Origin of the sequence: Psychrobacter sp., from assembly GCF_041554015.1 — a bacterium.
Classification (GTDB): domain Bacteria; phylum Pseudomonadota; class Gammaproteobacteria; order Pseudomonadales; family Moraxellaceae; genus Psychrobacter.
Map to the genome: position 1 here is coordinate 18,946 of NZ_JBFFMS010000009.1, position 22,235 is coordinate 41,180.

Sequence of the window (22,235 nt, forward strand, 5' to 3'; positions counted from 1 at the left end):
ACTTAAAAAACAGAAAACCCAAATCCTTTTAAAAGTATTTGGGTTTTTGAGCAATGATATAGCTGTTACAGTCTGAATATAATATAAAAACTAAATCAAATTAGGGAATAAGGTGCGCAGACCATTAACGATAATCTCGATAGAAACTGCCGCCAGCAACATCCCCATGATTCGACTCATAATATTAAGCCCTGTATCACCCAATAAGCGGCTGATACGACCGGCTGCCATCAATGCTAAGTAGCAAAATAGACTGATAAACAAACCTGCAATGAGGATGGCCGATACTTGCAAAATACCGGAAACTTGTGAGGAATAAATAATGACGGTTGAGATACCACCCGGTCCAATCATCATCGGAATAGCAATCGGTACCACCGCTGCTGCCATCGTTGGCGGCGCACCTTGCAGATGGTCGACATCGAAGTTTTCTTGGTCGGGCTTAACCGGATTGCCCTCGCCATTCATCATATTCAAGGCGATTAAAAATACCAAGATACCACCGGCTAGCTGAAACGAGCCGATTGAAATACCCAAAACTTTAAGCAGGGTTTCGCCTGCTAAAGTGAAGAAACTGATGGTGATAAAAATTGTCAGACAAGCAACGCGCGCCACTTTACGTCGATTATTCATCGAATAACCACGCGTTGAATCTAAAAACAACGTCAATGCGCTAAAGGGGTTAATCAGTACCATAAAGGCCAGGATTATCTTAATAATTTCAGTATTCACTGAGCGCTCGCTTGTCTATTAGTCAAATCGGGCAAAAATAGGGTCATCGTGCAAGTGCATCAATGACCTAATAGTCGGTAGCAGCGGCATTGTAGCATAGGCAGATAAGCCAATTAAATCATTAACTTCGCTTAATTCTCACGTCTTACCAAATCCATAGCATATCGATACAAATCTGACCTTTCAATAGAAGCTTAACCCTTTATCTAACCCTCTCAAAACAAGTCTATGCATAGCATAAACATTGAGACTAGGCACTAAAATCCAAACCTATATCTAATGCGCTAGTGCTATGCGTCAAATAACCCATTGCGATAAAATCAACACCCGTTTGTGCAACAGCTTGTACGGTTTCAGGGATAATACCGCCTGATGCCTCGGTCTTAGCGCGACCTTGACACATGGCGACCGCCTTCGACAGTATCTCAGGCGACATATTATCTAATAGCACCAAACTCACACCAGCATCAAGCGCTTGCTTTAACTGCTCAAGGGTATCGACCTCAACTTCGATCGGAATCAGATGTCCAGCAAATTCTTGGGCTTTCTTAATCGCTGTTTTGATATCACCTACGATGGCAATATGATTGTCTTTAATTAAAATCGCATCGTCCAAGCCCAAACGATGATTGCGTCCGCCGCCGCAGCGTACCGCATATTTTTGTACGATACGTAGGCCTGGAATGGTTTTACGGGTACAGGTAATTTGCGCCGGATATTCTGCAACGCTATCGACAATCTTCTTTGTATCGGTCGCAATACCGCTAAGATGGGTCATAAAGTTAAGCGCCGTACGCTCTGCGGTCAGCAAATTTCGCGCATTGCCGCGCACAGTGGCTAAAACTGTACCAGCTTCGACCCGTTCACCATCATGCACTTGCGCGACAAACTCTATCTCTCCATCAATCAAAGCAAAAGATAAGCGTGCTAAATCCATACCGCATATGACGCCAGATTGGCGCGCTCTGATTTGCAACTGTGCTTGCATATCAGCTGGAATGGTCGCTTGTGAGGTAATATCACCGCGTCTGCACAGATCTTCTGTTAATGCTGCTTCGACCAAGGGTTTAAGTAATACCTCAGCCAATGCTGGCTCTCGTCTGATTGTCATTATTAGCCCTTATTATGCGTATCGTCTAGAAAATCTTATTTAAACTCAAAATGAGCATAAATATAACGTAAAGTTAATAGGCTCGCAAGGAAATATAACAGATTGAAAGTTTCAATAAGTTTATAGGTTCTGAATAACTTCTAAAAGTGATAATGACTTTGCATCTATTTACGCTTTGGCAATTTGCTATCCATCAGTAAACTTTGCAGTTCAATATCATGGCGAAAACGATAAAGCTTGGCTGGACGACCACGCTGAGCGCTGCTACTCTGCCCGGTTTCTAGTACCAGATTCTGTGACTCTAGCAGCCGGCGAAAGTTTTGCTTATGTAAGCGCACACCCGATAGTGCTTCAACGCTTTGTTGTAACTGCGATAAAGTAAAGACATCTGGCATCAAACCAAAAATCAGCGGTCGATATTCAATTTTTGCACGCAGTCGTGAAATAGCCATCGCAATCACGCGGCGATGGTCATAATACATCGGCGCGCCTATCAGCTGCGACCAGTTATCAGGCAACTTAAACGCTTCAGTCGCTTCCCCATTACCAGATTGAGTGTTGGACAAATAACTTGCTGGATAGGTCGGTGCTTCTACAATAAGACCTGCTTCATAGAGCATCTCATAGCGCAGAAGCACATGTTCTGCAATCCACTCTCTACTCTCGTATTCTTCGTTAAGTATCGGTTGCTTATTGCTCTTTGTATTTGAAAGCAGGCTTTTATTCTTAGAAGGACTATTAAAAACCGTCTCGCTAACACCCCAACATAAACCAATACGCTGACGGCGACGCTGCTGCACATCAGGATCTTTTGTATCATCTGCCCAGCGTAATAATGCTGGTACGATATAGTCCATAATGATAGTTGGCATACCATCTATGTGATTTTCCCATGGAAAATAATCATACCAATCACGCCATAATGCTTGGCTTTGTAGCTGCGTTTGTGTTTCTTGTACCAATCCTAGATAGCTGACATAGACCAGCGCATGGCCATCATTATTACGCCTATTGGTATCGACAAAGGTATATAGCTGTTCCAAATAACCAAGTGGCTGCTGCGTTTGCTCTTCAACCCATTGACGCACGCCCGCTTGTAGTGAGCGATGCAATGGCATAAGTGGGCCATTGGGCAACAGCTTACCTTGGTCAACAGTTAAAACGCGCGCCGTATGCTCAGTAATCGCAACCAGTACTGCGACGACCTCAGTCGTGCCGCTACCCTGCTGATGAGCGTGTGAATAAGATAACGTCATGACGTTAGTGATTACCTTTTATTTTAATTGTTAAATATAGCTCAAATAATAAGCCACTGACCATATGCTCAGTATAGCTTGAATAGATGGTTATCATAGTTTGCAGTTGTAATTATACAAAATGTGTTCTACAGAAATAATAAACGTATAAAAAATTTCTTGTATTTATGCTCAAAATGAGCATAATTAAAACAGTGTATTTTTTAGCGCTATTTACTTGACTTACTTTTAGCGGCAATTGATGTGTCGTTATTGCATGAAAGGTTTGCACTTATGAAAACGTATCCGTATGACGCGCCGATTATGAGTACTGATAATCGCATTGCTACTCAAATGAATATTGAATATGCCAAAGCAAAGATGCCAGCAGATTTGCCGCGTAGTGAGCGATTGAAAGTTGAAGAAAACATTAAGCAGCTATTGAAGGATAATAACGCCGTCTTAGTGGCGCATTATTATGTCGATCCCTTTATTCAAGATTTGGCCTTGGCAACGGGCGGCTGTGTTGGTGATTCGCTTGAGATGGCGCGCTTTGGCCAGGCGCATAGTGCGCAGACACTGGTCGTAGCAGGTGTGCGCTTTATGGGTGAGTCAGCAAAGATACTTAGTATGGAAAAAACTGTCCTGATGCCAGACTTGGAGGCGGAATGTTCACTTGACTTGGGCTGCCCTGCCGATGAGTTTTCTGCCTTTTGTGATGCGCATCCCGAGCGTACCGTGGTGGTTTATGCTAATACCAGTGCGGCAGTAAAAGCACGAGCCGATTGGGTGGTCACCTCCTCAGTCGGCATTGATATCGTTCGTCATTTGCATGAACAAGGTGAGCCTATCATTTGGGGTCCTGATAGACACTTAGGTAAATACATTGCCCGTGAGACTGGAGCAGATATGCTGCTCTGGCAAGGCTCATGTATGGTACATAATGAGTTTAAAGCCACTGAGCTTATGCAACTAAAAGAACAGCATCCTAATGCAAAAGTATTGGTACATCCTGAATCTCCTGACAGTGTGGTGGCACTTGCTGACGTGGTTGGCTCGACCAGTAAGCTGCTGCAATCCACCTATGAGATGGATGCCGATACCTTTATTGTCGCAACGGACTTGGGTATCTTGCATGAGATGCAAAAGCGCTCACCGAACAAGCGTTTTTTGGCTGCGCCTACCGCTGGTGAAAGTGCCAGCTGCAAAAGCTGTGCGTTTTGTCCATGGATGGCGATGAATGCTCTACAAGGTATCGAGCAGTGCCTGATCCATAATAGCGGTGAAGTACTAATGACGCCTGAGCTGGCAGCCGCAGCTAGAAAGCCACTACAACGTATGCTTGATTTTGCAGAATCACAAAAACAGCGCGTAGCAGCAAGTGGCGATATCGTCAAAGACCGCGCGCTATTCGCCAATGTTGGGGCGGCGTAATATGAGCGCGATCTGCTCAAATGCTAAAGGCAACCGTGCTGTGTCTCAAAGCCCTGATGCTGTCGTAGAGACAGAGGTACTTATTATTGGCGCTGGCCTTGCAGGATTGAGTACTGCTCTTGCCTTGCCTAAGTCGCTGCATATTACGATATTAAGTAAAGCAGCACTGGACGTTTGCTCAAGCCATTATGCCCAAGGCGGTATCGCCGCAAGCTTAGATAAAGATGATTCGGTAGCTGACCATATCAGCGATACCCTTATCGCTGGTGCAGGATTATGTGCAGCGGATAACACTGCCAGCATCTTAAACGCAGGGCAGCAAGCGGTTCAATGGCTATGTGAGCAAGGCGTACCCTTTACCCAGATTACGCAAGAAAGTAAAGGTAAAAACCACAGTGCAAAACCTGTCACTGAACTACGAACTGACGATTTGCATCTAACCAAGGAAGGTGGTCATGGTTGTAGACGTGTTGCTCATGCTGATGATGCTACAGGTCGCTATATCATGGAAGCCTTGACTATAAACGCGCAAGCTGCTTCTAATATCACTATCTTGCCCTACCATGAAGCGCTAAATATTATAAAAAACAGCGACGGGCGATGCCAAGGCGCGCTGGTTTTTGACCATGTTAATCAGTGCCAAACTACCTTTCATAGCCGAGCGGTGGTACTAGCCAGTGGCGGCTTAGGGCAATTGTTTAAGCGTGCTAGCGCCCCCAATGTCTGTGTCGGTGATGGCGTCATCATGGCATGGCAGGCAGGTTGCCGCTTGGCAAATTTGGAATTTATTCAATTTCATCCGACGGGACTGGCACTGGGTGATAGCAGCTTTTTGATATCAGAAGCGCTGCGCGGCGAAGGTGGTCGGCTTTATTGTCCAAAGACTAGCAACCGCTTTATGCTAGATATTGATGCGCGTGCAGAACTGGCACCACGAGACATCGTTGCTCGTGCTATCGCTGAGCAAGCTAGTATAAATGGTCTTGGCTATGTACATCTGGATATCAGTCACCTGCCAGCGACATTCTTGTGCGAGCACTTTCCGCAGATTTATCAGACGCTATTGGCGCTTGGTATTGATATGACCAAAGAGCCTATTCCGGTTGCTCCTACGGCTCACTATAGCTGTGGTGGGGTGGTTACTGATGCTAATGGCGCAACCGATATAGCAGGTCTGTATGCTGCTGGTGAAGTCGCTTATACAGGCTTACATGGAGCAAACCGTTTGGCCAGTAATTCACTGTTGGAATGCGTGGTCGTTGGGCGTAATATCGCTACTGACTTACCGCGCTATTTAAAAGCAGTAGAGCATCTAGAAACTAACGCTATTTATAGGAACATAAATAAGATCATAGATTTACCAACATTTCCCATTTGGGCAGCCCCAACGCTTAAAGACAGTCACTCTATTACGCTCCCCTCTTTTACTGATGTGCCCTCTACTTCATATCACTATGATAAAGCGGATAGCAATATAGATATGACCAATCAAGCTCGCAAAATAACTACAGAGCTAAAAACGTTAATGACCTCATATATGGGTATTACTCGTGATGCTCAGTCATTAGAACAAGCGTTTGTACAAATACAGCAATGGCAACAGTGGCTTAAAAAAACTGAGCTTCATCAGACTAATGCACCCACTTCAGATGAAGTTATAACAGCTGATAGCCTAGTAGTTTTTCAACTGGCCAAACAATTGCAATTAGCAACTTTGATCATTCAGTCTGCTTATCAGCGCCTTGAAAGTCGCGGTGGCCATTATCGAACAGACTATCCTAATTTAGCCGCAACGCCCCGTATCAGTGTGATTGAGCCATTAGCAAACCAAGCTATTTGCCCATTAAGTAGTCTCAGTAACCTCACGTCAGACATGCAAAAGCATCATGAATCTGTCAAATATAAGCAAGCGGGATAGCTGCGTTATATTCAATTAATATCGCGCTGCTGTTCAGCACATAGGGATACTCATAAAAGACGCTTAGAACAGCAGCAATTCAATGAATTTTATCTGCTTATGTCAGTATTGTTACTCTGATATGTTACAATCTTCGACTTCTTAAAAACCCCTTCTAAAAAGACTTTGTTAAAACGCCTTTTAAAAAATGCCGCGAGCCCTTTACCATGCAAAGCTTAGTTACCCTTGTCTTGGTTTTAATGCCAATGTTTATTGGCTTTGCCATTCCATCCAATCCTACCCTCACCAAAGTTGCCGATAAAGGCTTGTCTTATTTGGTCTTTATTATTTTGGGCCTTATCGGTATTGAGCTGGCGCAAGTTGAGGGCCTTGGCAGTCAAGTAGGTGAGATTGCGCTATATGTCACGATATTATCGATACTGACCATCGGATCGGGTTTATTTGGCTTGATGCTGTTTGACCGTTTGCGTCCGTGGCATGCCAAAAAGCCTAGTATTAAATCTAAAGAGCATCGCGTCAGTATTCGCGGCAGCCTGACTCAAGTCATCTGCGTGGTAATAGGTTTTGTGATTGGTTATTTCTTGCCAGCCGACTATATACCGCCTGAAAACACCATGACCGTCATGTTAATGATACTCATATTATTGGTTGGTATTGGATTAAAGGGCTCAGGTATCACCTTAAAGGAAGTGCTGCTCAATAAGCGCGGCGTTGAAATGAGCATTATTTTTACGTTATCGGTATTGGTTGGCGGACTTATTTTTGCGCTGATGTTTAGTGATGTCTCTTGGACAAAAGGCTTGGCACTGGCATCAGGGTTTGGCTGGTATTCGCTATCAGCGATTGTGATGACCGATGCTTATGGGGCGATTTGGGGTAGTGTGGCGTTGTTTAATGACTTAATACGTGAGTTCTTTGCATTGATATTTATACCCGTCTTTATGCGTAAATATCCATCAGCCTCAGTTGGACTTGGTGGTGCAACCAGTTTAGATTTTACGTTGCCAATCATTCAGCAATCAGGTGGTCTAAAAGTCGTGCCATTAGCAATCAGCTTTGGTTTTATTATTAATATCGTCGCACCAGTGCTAATGGTATTGTTTTCGTCTTTGGGGTAAGGTTAAATTTTTGCGGTTTATCAGAATTTGCCATTATTCAAATAGCTCGCAATGCTTGGCGTATTTACCATATCTTTGAACATCAGACTTATATTTAAGACTCATTAAATCATTAACTGAACTACTTGCCATCAACGTTGCGCGGCGCTGTTTTGCCTCAAGACCTTTCATATTAAGTGCTTTAAAACTAGGATTTATATAATCTGTCTCTCTAACCAATAATTTATTTGAACACTCATAAGTACGGATACGCTTAGCATCAATATGATGCTGCAAGACTAATGTATCTTTGATACTAAGGGCGCGATTGCGTGATAAAGAATGAAAACCAAGCGTCGCTAAATCTTCATCAATTTCATTTGTGGCTGCATGACCGAAAATAAAAACACTGGCTTCTGGATACTCATTGATTTTTTCTGCTATTTTCACAAATTCTGCATTATAAATATCAGGTAATTGACTGCTCATTAATGGAAAAAACCCAGCAAACTCCATTTCCAGTGCATCACCTCCCTCAATTATTATTTGACAGCCTTTAGCATCAACCACTACGTTAGATGGCGTTTCAGGGCATTCGTCTATAGCATCAAGCACACCGTCACCATCTGAATCAATCTCTACTTGCATCGTCCTGATGTTTTCATGTTGAGGTAACTCTTTAGACAGCGCAGTTACAGTGGTTTGGCAGCCAGCTAACGCTATAGATATTGCTAACAGCAATAAAGTGCTACAGTTTTTCATTCGCATTGTTACCCTCTTTGAATACCTTCAAAAACAACTTTACATTTATATTGAGTTGATAGCTATTAGACCTCTTGCAAAAGTAGTTGTAAGACACAACGTATATTATTGAACTCTACTTACTTAATAGATATGCCAAACATAGATAAGCTACTCAAACAAAGTGACGCTGGTTTTAAACGCTACACTGGCATTCATAAAGCCACCTTTTAAGACATGCTTGAGGCCATGCAAGAGCATGAAGCATCTAAGACCAAATCAGGTAGACCAAGTGTGCTCAGTCTTAAGGAGCAGATACTACTAGCCCTGACTTATTGGCGTGAATACCGCACGCTTTATCATATCAGTATGGACTTTGGTATTCATGAGTCTTCTGCTAGCCGTATCATTCGTAAAGTAGAAGACACACTGATTGACTCTGGCAAGTTTGAATTGCCTAAAAAGCTGCCTAGTCGTGTCGATGAGGACATCAATTGGTCAGTCGTCATTGTCGATGCCACCGAAACCCCAATTGAGCGTCCAAAAAAAACCAAAGAGACTACTACAGCGGCAAGAAAAAACAACACACCTTAAAAGCGCAGGTTATCGTCCATTGGCAAACTGGTTTGATACTTGATGTGCAAACCTGTAAAGGGTCAATCCACGATTTTAAGCTGTATAAAGATACTTGTCCTGACTGGTTACCTGAGAACACTAACTATCTAGCAGACAGTGGTTATCAAGGGTTAGCAAAGCTACATAACCAAACTTTCATACCATTTAAGAAACCTCGTGGTGGTCAGTTATTGGAGATATGCAAACAGGCCAATCACTATCTGGCAAAGTTCCGTATTGTGGTTGAGCACAAAATAGGCTTAATCAAGTTGTTTAAAATCGTGGCTCATAAATATCGCAACCGTCGTCAGCGCTATGATCTTAGAATGAAGCTGTTTGCTGGTATCATTAATTCCGAGCTTAACCTATGAGTTTTGCAAGAGGTCTATTTATCAAAAAATACTATTTAAAACTCAACGCAGATGCCTGTTTTTAAATTGATAGGATAGTCATTATCAGGCTCAGTTAATAAACCATAGACCCGACGATTAAAAGCTCTGCCCTCCTCAGTATCATTAGGAGCGATGGGCGCTTTAGTCTCACAATTTAAAGTCATTAATCGATTAGATTCTATACCATGCTTTAATAGAAGATGGTTTTTGATTATCAGTGCTCTATTTTTAGGTAATGAGTTTAACTCTTTACTAATTTCATCCTCTGAAATATGCCCCTCAATCTTAAAAATAGCGGTATCATACTCTTTCATTCTTGCCGCTACTTTATCCAGTTCAACCTGATATTTAGATGTTAGCTCACTACTACCTTTAGCAAAAAAGGCACGGTATTCCATTTGCAAACCCGTTCCAATAGTGGTGAGAGGACAACCATACTCCTCCGTCACCACACCCTTAGGAGTATTCGGGCAATTATCTATAATGTCAGGGACACTATCATTGTCTGTATCTGCAAGTGGCTCTATCATGGCTTTAGGTGTGTTATATGACTCTTTGCGGCTTAAGTCTTTTATTGGTACAGACTGGCAGGAAGCTAATGTAAAACTAGCTATTACCACGCCTATCATCATCCATGAATGAGTTTTCATACACCATCCTTAGTTCATATAAAACGTTCAGTTTAAACCCTCAAACCCCGCTCGCCTGCTTGGCAAACAGGCGCATCAGCGGTTTAATTTTACCCACGCGGTACATGCCTTCATTACGAAGTTGCTGAATCGGACGCATCTGCGCAAGCGAGCCTGCAAACAGCCAGTTAAGCGCAGAAAAGCTGTGCATCATCAGACTATTATGCGGTCGACGCAGACGCTCATAGCTACGTAAGGTTTGATTGGTACCCCAAAGCGACCCGCCACTACGGTTATAATCATGCGCCAATTGTTTGCTTAATGCTTTTACATCGAGCATACCTAGATTGAGACCTTGTCCAGCAAGCGGATGTACACCATGCGCGGCGTCACCAATTAATACTAAGTTATCCGCGACATAAGTCTTTGCTTGCTGCGCCGCTAACGGAAAGCTGGCGATTGATTCAATCTGCTGGATAGCGCCAAGCTCATAATGACTGGCAGCAGCGAGTTTATCAGCGATATAGCGCGGTGTTTCTTCTATCAAAGCCAATGCTTGGTTGCGTGGCAGTGTCCATACAATCGACTGCCAATGTTGCGGGTTGGCTTTATCTTCATCAGTGATATCAGCGAGCGGCAATAATGCCAATGTACCTGTCGGTAGCATAGCTTGACGAGCAGTTGCTAGATGCGGCTTTTCAGTTTGAATGGCGCAGCAAATCGCCGTTTGACTATAATCGAGCACATCAAGCTCAATGCCTGCCTGCTTACGCACGAATGAGCCACGACCATCAGCACCAACCAATAAATTTGCATCAATGACGGTATCGTTATCTAAAGTCACGCGATAACCTTGTGTCGCACCCAGCCAGTCCATATCGACAACCTTTTGCCCATCGATGACGGTTAGATACTGCCTGACATCAGGCGCTGTTAAACGCTGCCATAAGGCATATTCAATAACTACTGGCTCAACCATACTACCGAGTAAGTTTGGTGACAAATTTTGATTACTTTTATCACTGCTATTGTCATCATCCTTACTATCGCCAAACAGCAGCTCGCCCCTACCATTTAGCTGCCAAACCTGCATTTGACAATAATCAGCCTTACGCTCTGACGCTGCTATCTTTTGCCAAGCACCAACCTCTTCTAACAAATTAATGCTGGCAAGACTCAGCGCATACACGCGCGCATCCCGCTTGCCAAGGATTTGCTGCCAATCAGCCTCATCACGCTTTGGGCGCGCGTCGATGAGCGTCACCGGCTTATTATCTTGTGCCAGTTTTAGCGCAAGGGTTGCACCGACGATACCGCCGCCAATAATCAGCGTGTGGTTATTTTTCATAAAATATCCTTTGTGTCGCTATTTGAATGATCCGCTGATATTTTTAATAATTAGCAGCATTTAGATTTTTGAAGTTTTTTGATGGCTTAGCAATACTAAGATTTTAGACCCATCGCATAATTGGCAATTAACGGCTTAATATTCGGGAATCTATCAAAGGCAACTAAGGCGACATTACGCGCCAGTTTTATCACTGGGTTAGGATGCGTAAAGCCATGTACCACCGCATCACAAAAACGTATGACCCGCTTTTGGTCGGTTTGACGGGCTTTTTCATAGCGTTTTAGCAGGGTTGGATCACCGATATCTTCACCTTTAAGTACTTGCGCGCTCATCATTTGTGCCAATACATGGGCATCACGCATACACAGATTAAAACCTTGTCCTGCGACCGGATGCAAGGTGTGCGCGGCATTACCCATAATGACGCAGCGACCATCGACTTGCTTATTTGCCAATACTCGCGTCAATGGATAAGCGCCGCGGCGACCAGCGGTCTTAAACGTGCCAGCACGCTCGCCAAATGCCTGCTGCAAAGTCGCTAAGAAATGCGCATCATCTTCTAAGTATTGCGTCTCTTCACCCGTTGGGCAGACCCAAACGACCGAGCGTCTATAACCAGCCTGATAGTCATCATTGCCATCACCTTCTGGGTCAGTTAATGGCAATACTGCCAGTGGTCCTGCTGGGCTAAAACGCTCAATCGCGTTATGCTCATGAGGTTTATCGGTTTCTACCACGCCGACGATAGCCGTTTGCTTATAATCGTAAGTGCTGATGCCAATATCTAATAACTGACGCACGGTAGAATCGCGACCGTCACAGGCAACCAAAACGCTGGCTTGCAATTGCTGCTCATGCTCTTCTTCACCGTAATAGCTAAAGCTTAGCGTCACGCTGTCGCTTTGTTGGTCAAGGGCTATCACATTGGCGTTATCAATCAAGGTGATCAGCGGCTCTTGTTGGGCTGCCAACAATAGCTTGCGACCAAGCCAAGCGTTTTCCATCACTTGCCCAAATGACTCAACCTGCTCATCGGCTTTATTTAACTGCGCGCGCCCAAAACTGCCCTGCTCACTAATCTGTACCGCATCAATGCGGCAGGCATGGCTTTGCAGCTCATCCCACAGCCCAATCTCTTGATAAATCTGTACCGTACGCCGTGACAGCGCGGTATTGCGACTGTCTAGATAATGACTACGTGTGCGGTCATCGTTTGGACTGATGGTTGGATAGCTGTTTTTCTCTAGCAGCGTACTGGCGATACCGTGATGCGCTAGTAATAACGCAAACGATAAACCCACATGACCGCCACCAGCGATCAGTAATTGCTGTTCAGTCATCGCAGCGTGGTGAGCATGATTAGATTTTGGCAAATTTTCTTTGGTCGTTTGCATCGTTATTATTCCTAATTATTTCTATAGCTGCCCATTTAGCAGGCTTTTATATATGATGAGTACTTATACAAAATATTATAATGTTAAAAACATCCTATGCTCTTTTTCCGATTTAAGAGCCGTTTTTATACTGCTATTATCTAAGCCATAGATTACCACAAATCCCCTATCATTCTGTGGTCTTGACAGTATCTATACTGGCGATAGATAGTTGCTAGGATGTATAGTCAGCTCAATAGAAAAAAGCGATAGTGAAAACAGAGTGAATTTTTGTAGCCTCTAGCGTTTATTGATTATCGTTGCAATCACCATACAAAAACAAAGCGCTGCCTAACTTGATATGGCTTGAAATTTAAAATCTATCTACCATAATGAAGGTAGGTTATTCATTAAACTTACTACCAAACTTATTACCAATTAAACCAACCGTTATTTTCTATTATCTAAAAGCCGTACATTAAAAGCTATAAATTACTTATAACTACTTTATCTCTGAAGCCCGACTGTCTATGCAGCATAGAAGCAATAACCATAGCAGCGGGCTACCAATACAAGGATAATCGCTTGACTGATTCCATGAGCCGCCGTATCAAATTTGAATCCTTGACCCCAGCACAGCTCAAAACCGTGCTGGGCGAATACAACAACCACATGAAATACATTCAACAACGTCTTGATATTAAAATCAGCCAGCGCCAAGGAGACTTCTGCCTGAGTGGCGACATATTAGGGGTCGAGCGCGGCGAACGTATTATTTATAAAATGGTCGATGAAGCGCAAAATACTAAAGACATCAGCGCAGAAGAGCTGCATCTTATCATCCAATCTAGTCTCGCTCGCGATGAGGACATCGAAGAGGACGAAGCGCTATCGGCAGAGGACGAAGAAGATGTAAACGCGCCAAGCGATTTTACGCCCATTAGTCTGCGTACCCGTAAAGGTAACATCATTCCACGCGGTGGCAATCAGCAGCGTTATGTCAGAGATATTTTATCCTCTGATGTGTCGTTTGGTATTGGACCTGCCGGTACTGGTAAGACTTACCTTGCGGTTGCCTGTGCGGTCGATATGATTGAACGTAATGAGATTGAACGTATTTTACTCGTCCGCCCTGCGGTAGAAGCTGGTGAAAAACTGGGCTTCTTACCCGGTGATTTAACGCAAAAAATTGACCCTTATTTGCGCCCTTTATATGATGCGCTATATGAGATGATTGGGTTTGAGAAAGTCGGTAAAATGATTGAAAAACAAATTATTGAGATCGCCCCGCTTGCTTATATGCGTGGTCGTACGCTAAATAACTCCTTTGTGATTTTGGATGAAGCGCAAAATACCACGCCTGAACAAATGAAAATGTTTTTGACGCGCTTAGGTTTTGGCTCGCGGGCGGTCGTTACGGGTGATATTACGCAGGTCGATTTACCACGCGGTAGCAAGTCAGGATTGGCGCAAGCGATGGAGATCTTAAGTGGTATCGAAGAGATACGTATCACAAAATTTGACTCAAAAGACGTCGTGCGCCATCAGTTAGTACAAAAAATCGTCGAGGCTTATGATGTTTTTGATGATGAACAATTGGCTTTGCAAGAAAAACGCAAGTTTGAGCGGCTTAAAGAGCAAGAGCGCAAACAGACCATGACGGATGCGGCGGCCAAACTCTAATCTTTCTTAATACACTTAAAAAAGAAACCGGATTTGATATCCGGTTTTTTACTGTTAGATATTTTTTATTGATATAAAAAAGGATTAAAGCATGAGCCAAAACAGCAGTCATAATACTCATAACACTATTGATGATAATTTGACTAACGCTTTTAACAATAGTGACAGCCTAGACGCGCTTGATATCAGTGCAGCAGACAGTATCCATGACGATATATTGCAGACGTTTTATAATCGCGAAAATGTAGCGAAAATTATGATGGCGACACTCGATTATATCGACAAGCAGGTAAAAGAGGGTGTGATACTGCCCTATTTTGACGATATCGATGCTGAGCAGTGGCAAGAAAAGACCAAGGCGCTGGATATTTACATTACGGACGAGGATGAAGGTCGCGAGCTAAATTTAGAAGCACGTCGAAAGGATTATGCAACCAATATCCTCTCATATCCAAGTGACTTACCAGCAGCGATCATCGGACTGATGCCCACATTGCCCCTCGGCGAGCTTATTATTTGTCATGCGGTTATGCTACGTGAAGCGACTGAGCAAAATAAAGAAGCGTTGCAGCATATCAGCCACTTATTAATACATGGTATCTTGCATCTACTTGGTTTTGACCATGAACTTGGGCAAGTAGAGCAAGATGAGATGGAGCGCTTTGAGATTGAAATTTTGTCAGGGCTCAATATCCCAAATCCCTATTATTAATCATTAGCCACTAATCATTAATCTTTTTTTGTCAGCAGTTTTTGGGCTTGATCCATCTGATTAATCATCTGGTCAAGTCCTTTTACATGGACATTGCGCTGCGGGAAGGGAATATCAATCTGATTATCATCCAGCGCATATTTAAACTGCTCAAGTAATTCGCACTGCATTGACCACCAATCATCATTGGTGGTCCAGACATTTAAGGTCAAATCAACGGAGTTATCGCCTAAGTTGGTGACGCGGATAACCGGTGCCGGATCCGTAAATGCCTTTGGATTGCTGATGGCTAAATTTAGCATGACATCCTTGGCAGTCTTGATATCAGCATCATAACCGATACCAACGGTGATATCGACGCGGCGATTGGGCAATGAAGTATAATTGGTAACTGCTGAAGTGGTGATATCGCTATTGGGAATGATGACATCATGATTGTTAATCGTCGTTAGATGGGTATTCACCAAAGTAATCTCTGTCACGGTACCGGTGTAACTGCTGATTTGCACATAGTCGCCGCGTACAAATGGGCGAAAAGTGACAATCATAATGCCCGCTGCAAAGTTTGACAGCTGATCTTTAAGCGACAAACCTATTGCAACCGCTGCACCGCCTAGGATAGCAACGACAGAGGTGGTCTGCACGCCAACTTTACTCAAGGCTGCCAAAACGACCACAACCAATAGCACACCATAAATCAAGCGGCCTACAAAGCTAGCGACCGTCTCATCTAAACGGCCACGTAACATCATACCGTGAGCAAAGGTGACGGCTTTTTTGGCAAGCCAGCGCCCTATGATAAATATCAGCAGCGCTAGTGCAACTTTGGCCGCAATACTCAAAGCGTTATTGGTTAGCGTAGCAACATTAAGGGTAAAACCTAAAAATTCCATATAAACTCTTTATTCTATATCAGGGTTTCATCTGTTTAATACTTTAAGATACAGGGCTACTGGTGCTAATACGTCACCTCTACCGTATCACTATAACGATAGGTACGTATCAGACGCAGCTCAACGATGTCTTTCATGTCCGCGGTAAATTTGCCAAATGGCGCGGCTTGCCTGACTGACTGTTTGGCTGCTTCATCTAAGATAGTTGAATTTGAGCTCTCAAGCAAACGGATGGCTTTGATATTACCGTTATTGGCGATAATGGCCATTAAACGCACTTCGCCCGTGATACCTTGTGCCCGTGCTTGGGCAGGATATTGCAGATTACCAACGCGTTCGACGTGTTCACGAAAAGTATTAATATAAACTGCTGCAGCACCATGTGTCGTTGAGTTACTGTCCATGGTCACAACTTTTGACTTGGTGGCATAGGTTTGTTGACGCTGAGACAATTGAGCTTCCAAAGTAGCGATTTGCTTACGTAGGCGCTCTTCTTGCACTCTCATATCATCTTGCGCTTGCTTACTATCTTTGTCAGACTCTACGCTTGCATGACGCCAGCTTAGCGTGGTACGTAGGTAGCTTTCTTGATAGCGCTGCTGGCGTACTTGGCGCTGCAAGCGAATCACATCTTGCGTCTCACTCATTTGCTCAGCTGATAACGGGCTGCTTTGGTCAGTTTCTTGACGCAATTGCTCTTGCACCGTACCGCCGCCTTGTTGTGATGCATTGGCAATAAACTGCGCATCTTCATTGGGCTGCATATTGTCCGTTAGCGCTTTGGCAACGTCTTGCATCAATCCGGCAGGATCTTGTCCCATCGAAAAACTGACGCCAAAAATTGTCACCGCATGCACGCTAACTGCAATGACAATCGCCATCGGCAAGCTGATATTGCGCTTGGGTGCTTGCGCTGAAAAATGGTAGCTTTGTGAATCTTTAATATACACCGCAGTTGGTCTCAGCTTATGAAATAAAGGCGGTCATCATTGACTTCCTCCCCTCCCTAAAGTGAAGGGATTCCTACCGCTAGACGCTCAAGCCCGAGCGCGAGAATGTTTTTTGCCGCATTAATATCGCGTTGATGAGTGACACCGCACTCGCAAAGCCATTCTCTGATTCCAAGACCTGCTCTACCTTTCGGACTGTTTTGGCGTGAGCCGCAACACGAGCAGGTTTGGGTGGTGTAACTTTCATTTACCTCATCATAATGGCAACCTGCGTTCTCGCATTTGTAGGTCAGTTGCCGCTTAACTTCAAACCAACCAGCGTCATAGACGGATTTGGCGAGTTTGCTTGAGGTGAATGATTTTGAGTGAAGCTTACCTACTATGATCGCATTATTATCTTTGACAAGTTTCGATGTAAACTTATGGATCAGGTCTTGGCGGGTGTTTTTAATCTTGGCATGAATTGCGCGAGCTCGCTTTTTATTGTTAGCCCTTTGAGCAATCCCTAGTTTTGGTGCGTATTTATGGGTTAATTTAGTTTGTAGCTTGACGCTATCACTGGTTGTCGCTGAATCCTTGCAACCCAAGTCAATACCAACCTGACTATCACCACACGCAGTTTTTGGGTATTCTTTAACGGTGACGCACGCATACCAAAGACCACGACTGTCCTGTACAAGCTCACAGGTATTAATGGTGTAGAGTGCTAAATTGTAGCTATCCCAAACGTCGATGGTCAGCTTTTTGCCTTTAGCAAGGCTAAATTGAATGATGGATTTGAGGCTTTTCTTTCCTGCCTTTTTGACGCCTAAATATTTTATCGCGGTATTTTTAAAAGGAATCCAACCAAGTGACTTGCGCTTAGCTTTGGGGTGGTTGGTACGCCAATTTAGCTTAGCTTTCTTGAATTGCTTTCGAGATTTAGCGTGGGTTTCGGTGATGGCTTGCAAGGTTTGACTGTGCAAATTCAAAAACTCACCACTGCCTTTTACATAAGTTGCAATATCATAAGCTGAAAAGAATTTGCCTGTTCGTTGCAAGTATTTGAAACTCAAATCATTGACGTAATTCCATACAAAGTTAACTGCGCCAGCCAATTTATTCAGCTGGTTTGCATGTTTGTCTTTGATGCGTAACTTGAGAGTTTTCATAGGATAGATTATAATTATTTATCTTATTCTACATTTGGTCTAATGTTATGTCAAACACATTAAGGCTTGGCAGACAGGTTGTTTACAATATCCATGTTCATTTGGTCTTTGTCACTAAATACAGAGGAAAAGTTTTTACCAAAGAGATATTGGACGAGCTGAGGTTGATATTAAATCAAGTCTGTCAGGATTTTGATGCGGAGCTAGTGGAATTTAATGGTGAGCAGGATCATGTTTACCTTTTGGTAAATTACCCGCCAAAAATCAGTGTTTCAGCGCTAGTAAATAGCTTGAAAGGTGTGTCCAGCAGAATGATTCGTAAAAAGAATTACGCATCCATCAATCAGCAGCTTTGGGGTGGCGCTCTGTGGTCGCCTAGTTATTTTGCATCAAGTTGTGGTGGTGCTTCAATTGATATCGTTAGGCAGTACATTGAACATCAGCAAGAAGTGCCTAGCTAAAAATGCCTTACATCCACGCCCTATAAGGACGTGGATGTAAGGCATTTTTTGATAAACGGCTTTGTCGACGCTTTAGGATGGATTGCCGTTATAGTGATACTTATATTAATATTTTGATACACCACCAATATTTTAAGTAACAATCTTGATATAGGCAGTCAGTGCAAAATAAAAAAGAGAATTTAAATTAAGCCGTGCTATTACGAGCAACGTATTTTTTTACAGCAACCATAAAGATAAGCTGATGAGTTATTGACGTTCATTTAGCCCGCCTCGTTTTTGCTATATACTGCTTGGTATCGGTCACGCTTTTATAACGATAAGGATAATAAGTTTGAGTAGCTTTAATAATATGAGTGACAACATTGATCATTCAGACAATTTTGATGACTTTTTTGAGAATCTCGGCTACCGCTTTGATGAATCATTCAGCGATGGTTGGGAGCGCCTGACCCAGTCTATTAAAGACTTATATAACCGTGCAACCGATAAGCTAGAAGATGAGCTGGCACTACCGCTGACCCAAGCCTATGTCAATGATGCGCTCAAAACCTATGTCACAGATAATGTCAAAGCCATCTTAGAGCTGCGTGTTGAGATACATGAAGAGTGGTTTCGCTTGTATTGCACGGTCGATACCGGTGGCATTTATGCCGAGGTAGCGAGTAACTTTCGTCTGGTACATGCGCAGCTCGATCGCAATGTACAGCGCTTTGTCTTTGGGCAACTGACCTATACCGATATCCTAAATTTGCGCTGCGAGTCCTTTCTTAAGCGTCAAGGTATCAAGCTGTTTATATGGTTCTGCCACCGCATCCTAAAAAAAGACCCACTGGGTTTTATCCTATCTTATATCGATGTTGCACGCGCAAAAAGCGAGATCATCTATATTGATATCAATCGTTGGCTAAAGAGTAATAAGAAAATCATCGGCATGCTACATAAGGCTCAAGTTAACTACGGTGAGCTTGAAGAAGAACAATTGATCTTAAAAGCGCAGATTAATTACCGTGATTTATTATCCTCAAACAGTAATGAAGATATTATCAGCGAAAAGGATGAGCCAGTACAATTTCAAGGTCCTATCCAACCGTCAGAGGAAACGAATGTTGCGAGCAATATTTAGGACGCCCTACGCTTTTGGCTGTAGATATCCAATCGCTTATAACTATCCTCTCATATAAAAAATGCTGTCTCCTATCAGACGGGAGTCTTCAAAAGACAGCATTTTTTTAAAATATCCGAAGATATGCAATTTAGGCACACTTTATAAGATTCGTTACCAGTAGTTTTCTACCGCAATATTGCCCTCTCCGCGCCGGTTCATCACCAGTCCTAAAGACTTTAACGTCTCTTTGGTATCTTCTACCATCTCTGGATTACCGCAGAGCATAACGTGCGTACTCTCAACATCTAAAGCTATACCCGCACGCTCTTGTAGCGTTCCATCTAACAGCAGTTTTGGCAGACGTTCTGTTAGTGCGCCCTCAACAGGCTCACGCGTAACAATCGGTATAAAGATTAATTTTGCCGGATGCTCAACCAAAGTACCAAAATTTTCTTGCAGATTTTTTATGGTATCAAGGTATGCAAGCTCCTCTATCGAGCGCGCGCTATATGCCAAGATAATATGCTCGTAATCTTCCCAAGTCTTCAAATCTTGTAGCATTGACAAGAAAGGCGCAAGACCCGTGCCAGTAGCAAGCAGCCATAAATCTTTTGGCAGTGGCTTTTGATAGCGCGCCAAGGTCAAAAAGCCAAATGGCATGGTATTGAGTAGCAGCTCATCGCCTACTTCTAAATGTTGCAGCTGTGAAGTAAACGCGCCATCAGGAATGACGATAGAGAAGAATTCTAATACCTCATCAAAGGGTGATGAGACAATCGAGTAAGCACGAAAGATATCTTCGTTTGGTGCTTCATTAGCGTTAATGTGATTCGCTTCATTCTGCTTATAGTAGTGTAACTGACTGGGGTTGACGCCCAAACGCACAAACTGCCCTGCAGTAAATTTAAAGCTACCAGGGCGGCTAACGGTAAAGCTAAACAAGTTTGGTGTCCAAGTGGTTTTGCTCAGCACGGTTACGGTTTGAATATTGTCGCTCATAGTAATGAATCACTTATATTTTATTAGCATTTGTCTTTATAAAAATGGGCCAACATAAAAAAGATGCGCCAAGCTTATCACAAAGCAGGCGCATCTTGTTTTTCCAACCGTAACAAGCAATAAGTAGTATGGATATAGCACTACTTATTTCAGCTTTTACTTTTTAGTGTTACCAAATACGAGCCAAGCTTGCCCATTCAATCATACTGTTTGGTAATACGCCAAAGAATAAGATGATCGCTGTGACGGCGATGACCATGATACCACCGGTACGTAGACCCCACTGTTTTGAGACGTCAAATTCAATAAACTGTTTTGGACGCTTAAATAATGTGAGTAAAACGCGCAAGTAATAAAACAAGCCAATCGCACTACCGAGGATAATCATCGCTGCCAAGAACCAGTTGGTACCCTGTACCGCCGCAAGAATAGCAAACAGCTTGGTGATAAAGCCTGCGGTTAATGGGATACCGGCTAGAGACAGCATCATGATGGTCATGACACCAGTCAATACCGGACGACGCCAAAACAGCCCTTGATAATGGGTCAATTCATCGGCTTCACCAGACAGACGATACGGGCTCGACATCAAAGTGACTACACCAAAGGCACCAATAGAGGTAAAGGCATAAATCGCCATATACATGCTAGAGATACTATCAGCGGCGGAACCAATGCTTACGATAACAATTAACACATAACCCATATGGGCAATCGATGAATAACCAAGTAAGCGTTTGAGACTGGTTTGGCGTACCGCAAGTAAGTTACCCAGCAAGATCGACAAGGTTGCCATAACCATTAGCAGCATTTGTACGGATGGCAATGCCAGTAGCGAGGTATCGATTAAGAAGCGTACGGCCAGTGCCATCATCGCCACTTTTGATACGGACGCTAAAAAGGTCGCGATAGGAGCAGGTGCGCCTTCATAGACATCGGGCGTCCAGATATGAAACGGAGCTGCCGAGAGCTTAAAGGCGATACCAAACATCATCATCGCCGCGCCAAGGATCAATAATGGCGACTCAAACGTATCGCCCAAGGTTAAGCTAATAGGCTTAAATGCCAACGAGCCAACTTCGGCATAAATAAATGCCATACCCATCAGCAGCGTTGCTGACGCTGTCGCTGATAGCACCAAGTACTTCAGCCCCGACTCAAGCGACTGGTTGCGCATATAGGTATATGCCAGCATGCCATATAGCGGTATTGATAGCATTTCAAGACTCATAAAGAACGATGCCAAGTGCTGGGCGCAAACCATAAGTAGCGCACCAACTGTTGATAGCAGCATCAGTAAATACAGCTCTTCTTTATGATCTTTTAAGTCAGCCAAATAAGCATAAGACAACGTACAACATGCCAAGGCACAGATAAAGACAATCACCATATTAAACTGAGCAAAGTTATCAATGACAAATAACTGCTCAGCGGCTGGCACCAGCGTGCCACTATCGATGATACCTGCCATTTGCCCAAGCAAAATAAACAGACCGATATTGAGACCGATGACCGAAATCGTACCGGTCACCATATGTGAGCGCTTCATCGTGATGGCAATCATCACCACCAATACTGTAATAACTACCGCAATGATTGGTGCATAAGGCAGTAGCCCCATCAAATCATTCATCGTAAAATCGTTCATGA

At 43.5% G+C, this 22,235-nt stretch carries 20 protein-coding genes and 1 pseudogene; 9 read left to right on the plus strand and 12 right to left on the minus strand.

Annotation, left to right across the window (positions count from 1 at the left end; genetic code table 11):
* Positions 1-90: 90 nt before the first annotated feature.
* The 3 genes from ABYU67_RS04320 to ABYU67_RS04330 form a co-directional block, all read right to left on the minus strand.
* Entirely contained in the window at positions 91-732 is a 642-nt protein-coding gene (locus ABYU67_RS04320; protein WP_372843780.1) for a MarC family protein, read from the minus strand.
* Between the two features lie 250 nt (positions 733-982).
* A complete protein-coding gene (gene nadC, locus ABYU67_RS04325; RefSeq protein WP_372843781.1) occupies positions 983-1,843 on the minus strand; it encodes a carboxylating nicotinate-nucleotide diphosphorylase in 861 nt (286 codons plus the stop codon).
* A 164-nt stretch (positions 1,844-2,007) separates the two neighbouring features.
* On the minus strand, positions 2,008-3,099 hold the full coding sequence (locus ABYU67_RS04330; protein ID WP_372843782.1) for a hypothetical protein: 1,092 nt from the start codon (positions 3,097-3,099) through the stop codon (positions 2,008-2,010).
* A 273-nt stretch (positions 3,100-3,372) separates the two neighbouring features.
* On the opposite strand from ABYU67_RS04330, the gene nadA reads away from it, so the two are divergent.
* From nadA to ABYU67_RS04345, 3 genes are all read left to right on the plus strand, one after another.
* Positions 3,373-4,512 carry a quinolinate synthase NadA gene (gene nadA / locus ABYU67_RS04335; RefSeq protein WP_372843783.1) on the plus strand — a complete coding sequence of 380 codons (1,140 nt, stop codon included), beginning with the start codon at positions 3,373-3,375 and terminating at the stop codon, positions 4,510-4,512.
* Position 4,513: 1 nt separating this feature from the next.
* A complete protein-coding gene (gene nadB / locus ABYU67_RS04340; protein WP_372843784.1) occupies positions 4,514-6,430 on the plus strand; it encodes an L-aspartate oxidase in 1,917 nt (638 codons plus the stop codon).
* Positions 6,431-6,636: 206 nt separating this feature from the next.
* Positions 6,637-7,548, plus strand: a complete 912-nt coding sequence (locus ABYU67_RS04345) for a lysine exporter LysO family protein (protein WP_372843785.1) — start codon at positions 6,637-6,639, stop codon at positions 7,546-7,548.
* 33 nt (positions 7,549-7,581) lie between these two features.
* Here ABYU67_RS04345 and ABYU67_RS04350 read toward each other — a convergent pair whose 3' ends face one another.
* Complete coding sequence (locus ABYU67_RS04350) at positions 7,582-8,295, minus strand: OmpA family protein (RefSeq protein WP_372843786.1); 714 nt, start codon at positions 8,293-8,295, stop codon at positions 7,582-7,584.
* A 222-nt stretch (positions 8,296-8,517) separates the two neighbouring features.
* Here ABYU67_RS04350 and ABYU67_RS04355 point away from each other — a divergent pair, with 222 nt between their 5' ends.
* On the plus strand, positions 8,518-8,862 hold the full coding sequence (locus ABYU67_RS04355; RefSeq protein WP_372843787.1) for a transposase family protein: 345 nt from the start codon (positions 8,518-8,520) through the stop codon (positions 8,860-8,862).
* A gap of 8 nt (positions 8,863-8,870) precedes the next feature.
* Positions 8,871-9,254 (plus strand): annotated as a pseudogene (locus ABYU67_RS04360) (transposase family protein); the annotation flags it as partial.
* Between the two features lie 35 nt (positions 9,255-9,289).
* Here ABYU67_RS04360 and ABYU67_RS04365 read toward each other — a convergent pair.
* From ABYU67_RS04365 to ABYU67_RS04375, 3 genes are all read right to left on the minus strand, one after another.
* Positions 9,290-9,925: an OmpA family protein gene (locus ABYU67_RS04365; protein WP_372843788.1), complete on the minus strand. Its 636-nt coding sequence runs from the start codon at positions 9,923-9,925 to the stop codon at positions 9,290-9,292.
* A gap of 40 nt (positions 9,926-9,965) precedes the next feature.
* Positions 9,966-11,252: an FAD-dependent monooxygenase gene (locus tag ABYU67_RS04370; RefSeq protein WP_372843789.1), complete on the minus strand. Its 1,287-nt coding sequence runs from the start codon at positions 11,250-11,252 to the stop codon at positions 9,966-9,968.
* 95 nt (positions 11,253-11,347) lie between these two features.
* Positions 11,348-12,649, minus strand: a complete 1,302-nt coding sequence (locus tag ABYU67_RS04375; protein WP_372843790.1) for an FAD-dependent monooxygenase — start codon at positions 12,647-12,649, stop codon at positions 11,348-11,350.
* 564 nt (positions 12,650-13,213) lie between these two features.
* On the opposite strand from ABYU67_RS04375, the gene ABYU67_RS04380 reads away from it, so the two are divergent.
* Complete coding sequence (locus ABYU67_RS04380) at positions 13,214-14,311, plus strand: PhoH family protein (RefSeq protein WP_372843791.1); 1,098 nt, start codon at positions 13,214-13,216, stop codon at positions 14,309-14,311.
* A gap of 91 nt (positions 14,312-14,402) precedes the next feature.
* The gene (gene ybeY, locus ABYU67_RS04385; protein WP_372843792.1) at positions 14,403-15,023 is read left to right on the plus strand and encodes an rRNA maturation RNase YbeY; all 621 of its coding nucleotides are present in this window, start codon (positions 14,403-14,405) and stop codon (positions 15,021-15,023) included.
* 17 nt (positions 15,024-15,040) lie between these two features.
* Here the strand turns inward: ybeY and ABYU67_RS04390 are convergent, their stop codons facing one another.
* From ABYU67_RS04390 to ABYU67_RS04400, 3 genes are all read right to left on the minus strand, one after another.
* A complete protein-coding gene (locus ABYU67_RS04390; protein ID WP_372843793.1) occupies positions 15,041-15,916 on the minus strand; it encodes a mechanosensitive ion channel family protein in 876 nt (291 codons plus the stop codon).
* A gap of 65 nt (positions 15,917-15,981) precedes the next feature.
* The gene (locus ABYU67_RS04395; RefSeq protein ID WP_372843794.1) at positions 15,982-16,866 is read right to left on the minus strand and encodes an energy transducer TonB; all 885 of its coding nucleotides are present in this window, start codon (positions 16,864-16,866) and stop codon (positions 15,982-15,984) included.
* 56 nt (positions 16,867-16,922) lie between these two features.
* Complete coding sequence (locus ABYU67_RS04400) at positions 16,923-18,017, minus strand: RNA-guided endonuclease InsQ/TnpB family protein (RefSeq protein ID WP_372843795.1); 1,095 nt, start codon at positions 18,015-18,017, stop codon at positions 16,923-16,925.
* A 47-nt stretch (positions 18,018-18,064) separates the two neighbouring features.
* On the opposite strand from ABYU67_RS04400, the gene tnpA reads away from it, so the two are divergent.
* Together tnpA and ABYU67_RS04410 are read left to right on the plus strand one after the other, a co-directional pair.
* Positions 18,065-18,478, plus strand: coding sequence for an IS200/IS605 family transposase (gene tnpA / locus ABYU67_RS04405; protein ID WP_149493037.1), 414 nt, complete (start codon positions 18,065-18,067; stop codon positions 18,476-18,478).
* A gap of 352 nt (positions 18,479-18,830) precedes the next feature.
* Positions 18,831-19,604, plus strand: coding sequence for a hypothetical protein (locus tag ABYU67_RS04410; RefSeq protein WP_372843823.1), 774 nt, complete (start codon positions 18,831-18,833; stop codon positions 19,602-19,604).
* 153 nt (positions 19,605-19,757) lie between these two features.
* Here ABYU67_RS04410 and ABYU67_RS04415 read toward each other — a convergent pair whose 3' ends face one another.
* Positions 19,758-20,585: a ferredoxin--NADP reductase gene (locus tag ABYU67_RS04415; RefSeq protein ID WP_372843796.1), complete on the minus strand. Its 828-nt coding sequence runs from the start codon at positions 20,583-20,585 to the stop codon at positions 19,758-19,760.
* A 169-nt stretch (positions 20,586-20,754) separates the two neighbouring features.
* Positions 20,755-22,233, minus strand: coding sequence for an NADH-quinone oxidoreductase subunit N (locus tag ABYU67_RS04420; RefSeq protein WP_372843797.1), 1,479 nt, complete (start codon positions 22,231-22,233; stop codon positions 20,755-20,757).
* Between the last annotated feature and the right edge of the window lie 2 nt (positions 22,234-22,235).

Coding starts and splice junctions, on each gene's coding strand:
- nadC (WP_372843781.1), bottom strand. CDS start 1,843: ATGACAATCAGACGAGAGCCAGCATTGGCTGAGGTATTACTTAAACCC.
- ABYU67_RS04330 (WP_372843782.1), bottom strand. CDS start 3,099: ATGACGTTATCTTATTCACACGCTCATCAGCAGGGTAGCGGCACGACT.
- nadA (WP_372843783.1), top strand. CDS start 3,373: ATGAAAACGTATCCGTATGACGCGCCGATTATGAGTACTGATAATCGC.
- nadB (WP_372843784.1), top strand. CDS start 4,514: ATGAGCGCGATCTGCTCAAATGCTAAAGGCAACCGTGCTGTGTCTCAA.
- ABYU67_RS04345 (WP_372843785.1), top strand. CDS start 6,637: ATGCAAAGCTTAGTTACCCTTGTCTTGGTTTTAATGCCAATGTTTATT.
- ABYU67_RS04350 (WP_372843786.1), bottom strand. CDS start 8,295: ATGCGAATGAAAAACTGTAGCACTTTATTGCTGTTAGCAATATCTATA.
- ABYU67_RS04355 (WP_372843787.1), top strand. CDS start 8,518: ATGCAAGAGCATGAAGCATCTAAGACCAAATCAGGTAGACCAAGTGTG.
- ABYU67_RS04365 (WP_372843788.1), bottom strand. CDS start 9,925: ATGAAAACTCATTCATGGATGATGATAGGCGTGGTAATAGCTAGTTTT.
- ABYU67_RS04370 (WP_372843789.1), bottom strand. CDS start 11,252: ATGAAAAATAACCACACGCTGATTATTGGCGGCGGTATCGTCGGTGCA.
- ABYU67_RS04375 (WP_372843790.1), bottom strand. CDS start 12,649: ATGCAAACGACCAAAGAAAATTTGCCAAAATCTAATCATGCTCACCAC.
- ybeY (WP_372843792.1), top strand. CDS start 14,403: ATGAGCCAAAACAGCAGTCATAATACTCATAACACTATTGATGATAAT.
- ABYU67_RS04390 (WP_372843793.1), bottom strand. CDS start 15,916: ATGGAATTTTTAGGTTTTACCCTTAATGTTGCTACGCTAACCAATAAC.
- ABYU67_RS04400 (WP_372843795.1), bottom strand. CDS start 18,017: ATGAAAACTCTCAAGTTACGCATCAAAGACAAACATGCAAACCAGCTG.
- tnpA (WP_149493037.1), top strand. CDS start 18,065: ATGTCAAACACATTAAGGCTTGGCAGACAGGTTGTTTACAATATCCAT.
- ABYU67_RS04410 (WP_372843823.1), top strand. CDS start 18,831: ATGAGTGACAACATTGATCATTCAGACAATTTTGATGACTTTTTTGAG.
- ABYU67_RS04415 (WP_372843796.1), bottom strand. CDS start 20,585: ATGAGCGACAATATTCAAACCGTAACCGTGCTGAGCAAAACCACTTGG.
- ABYU67_RS04420 (WP_372843797.1), bottom strand. CDS start 22,233: ATGAACGATTTTACGATGAATGATTTGATGGGGCTACTGCCTTATGCA.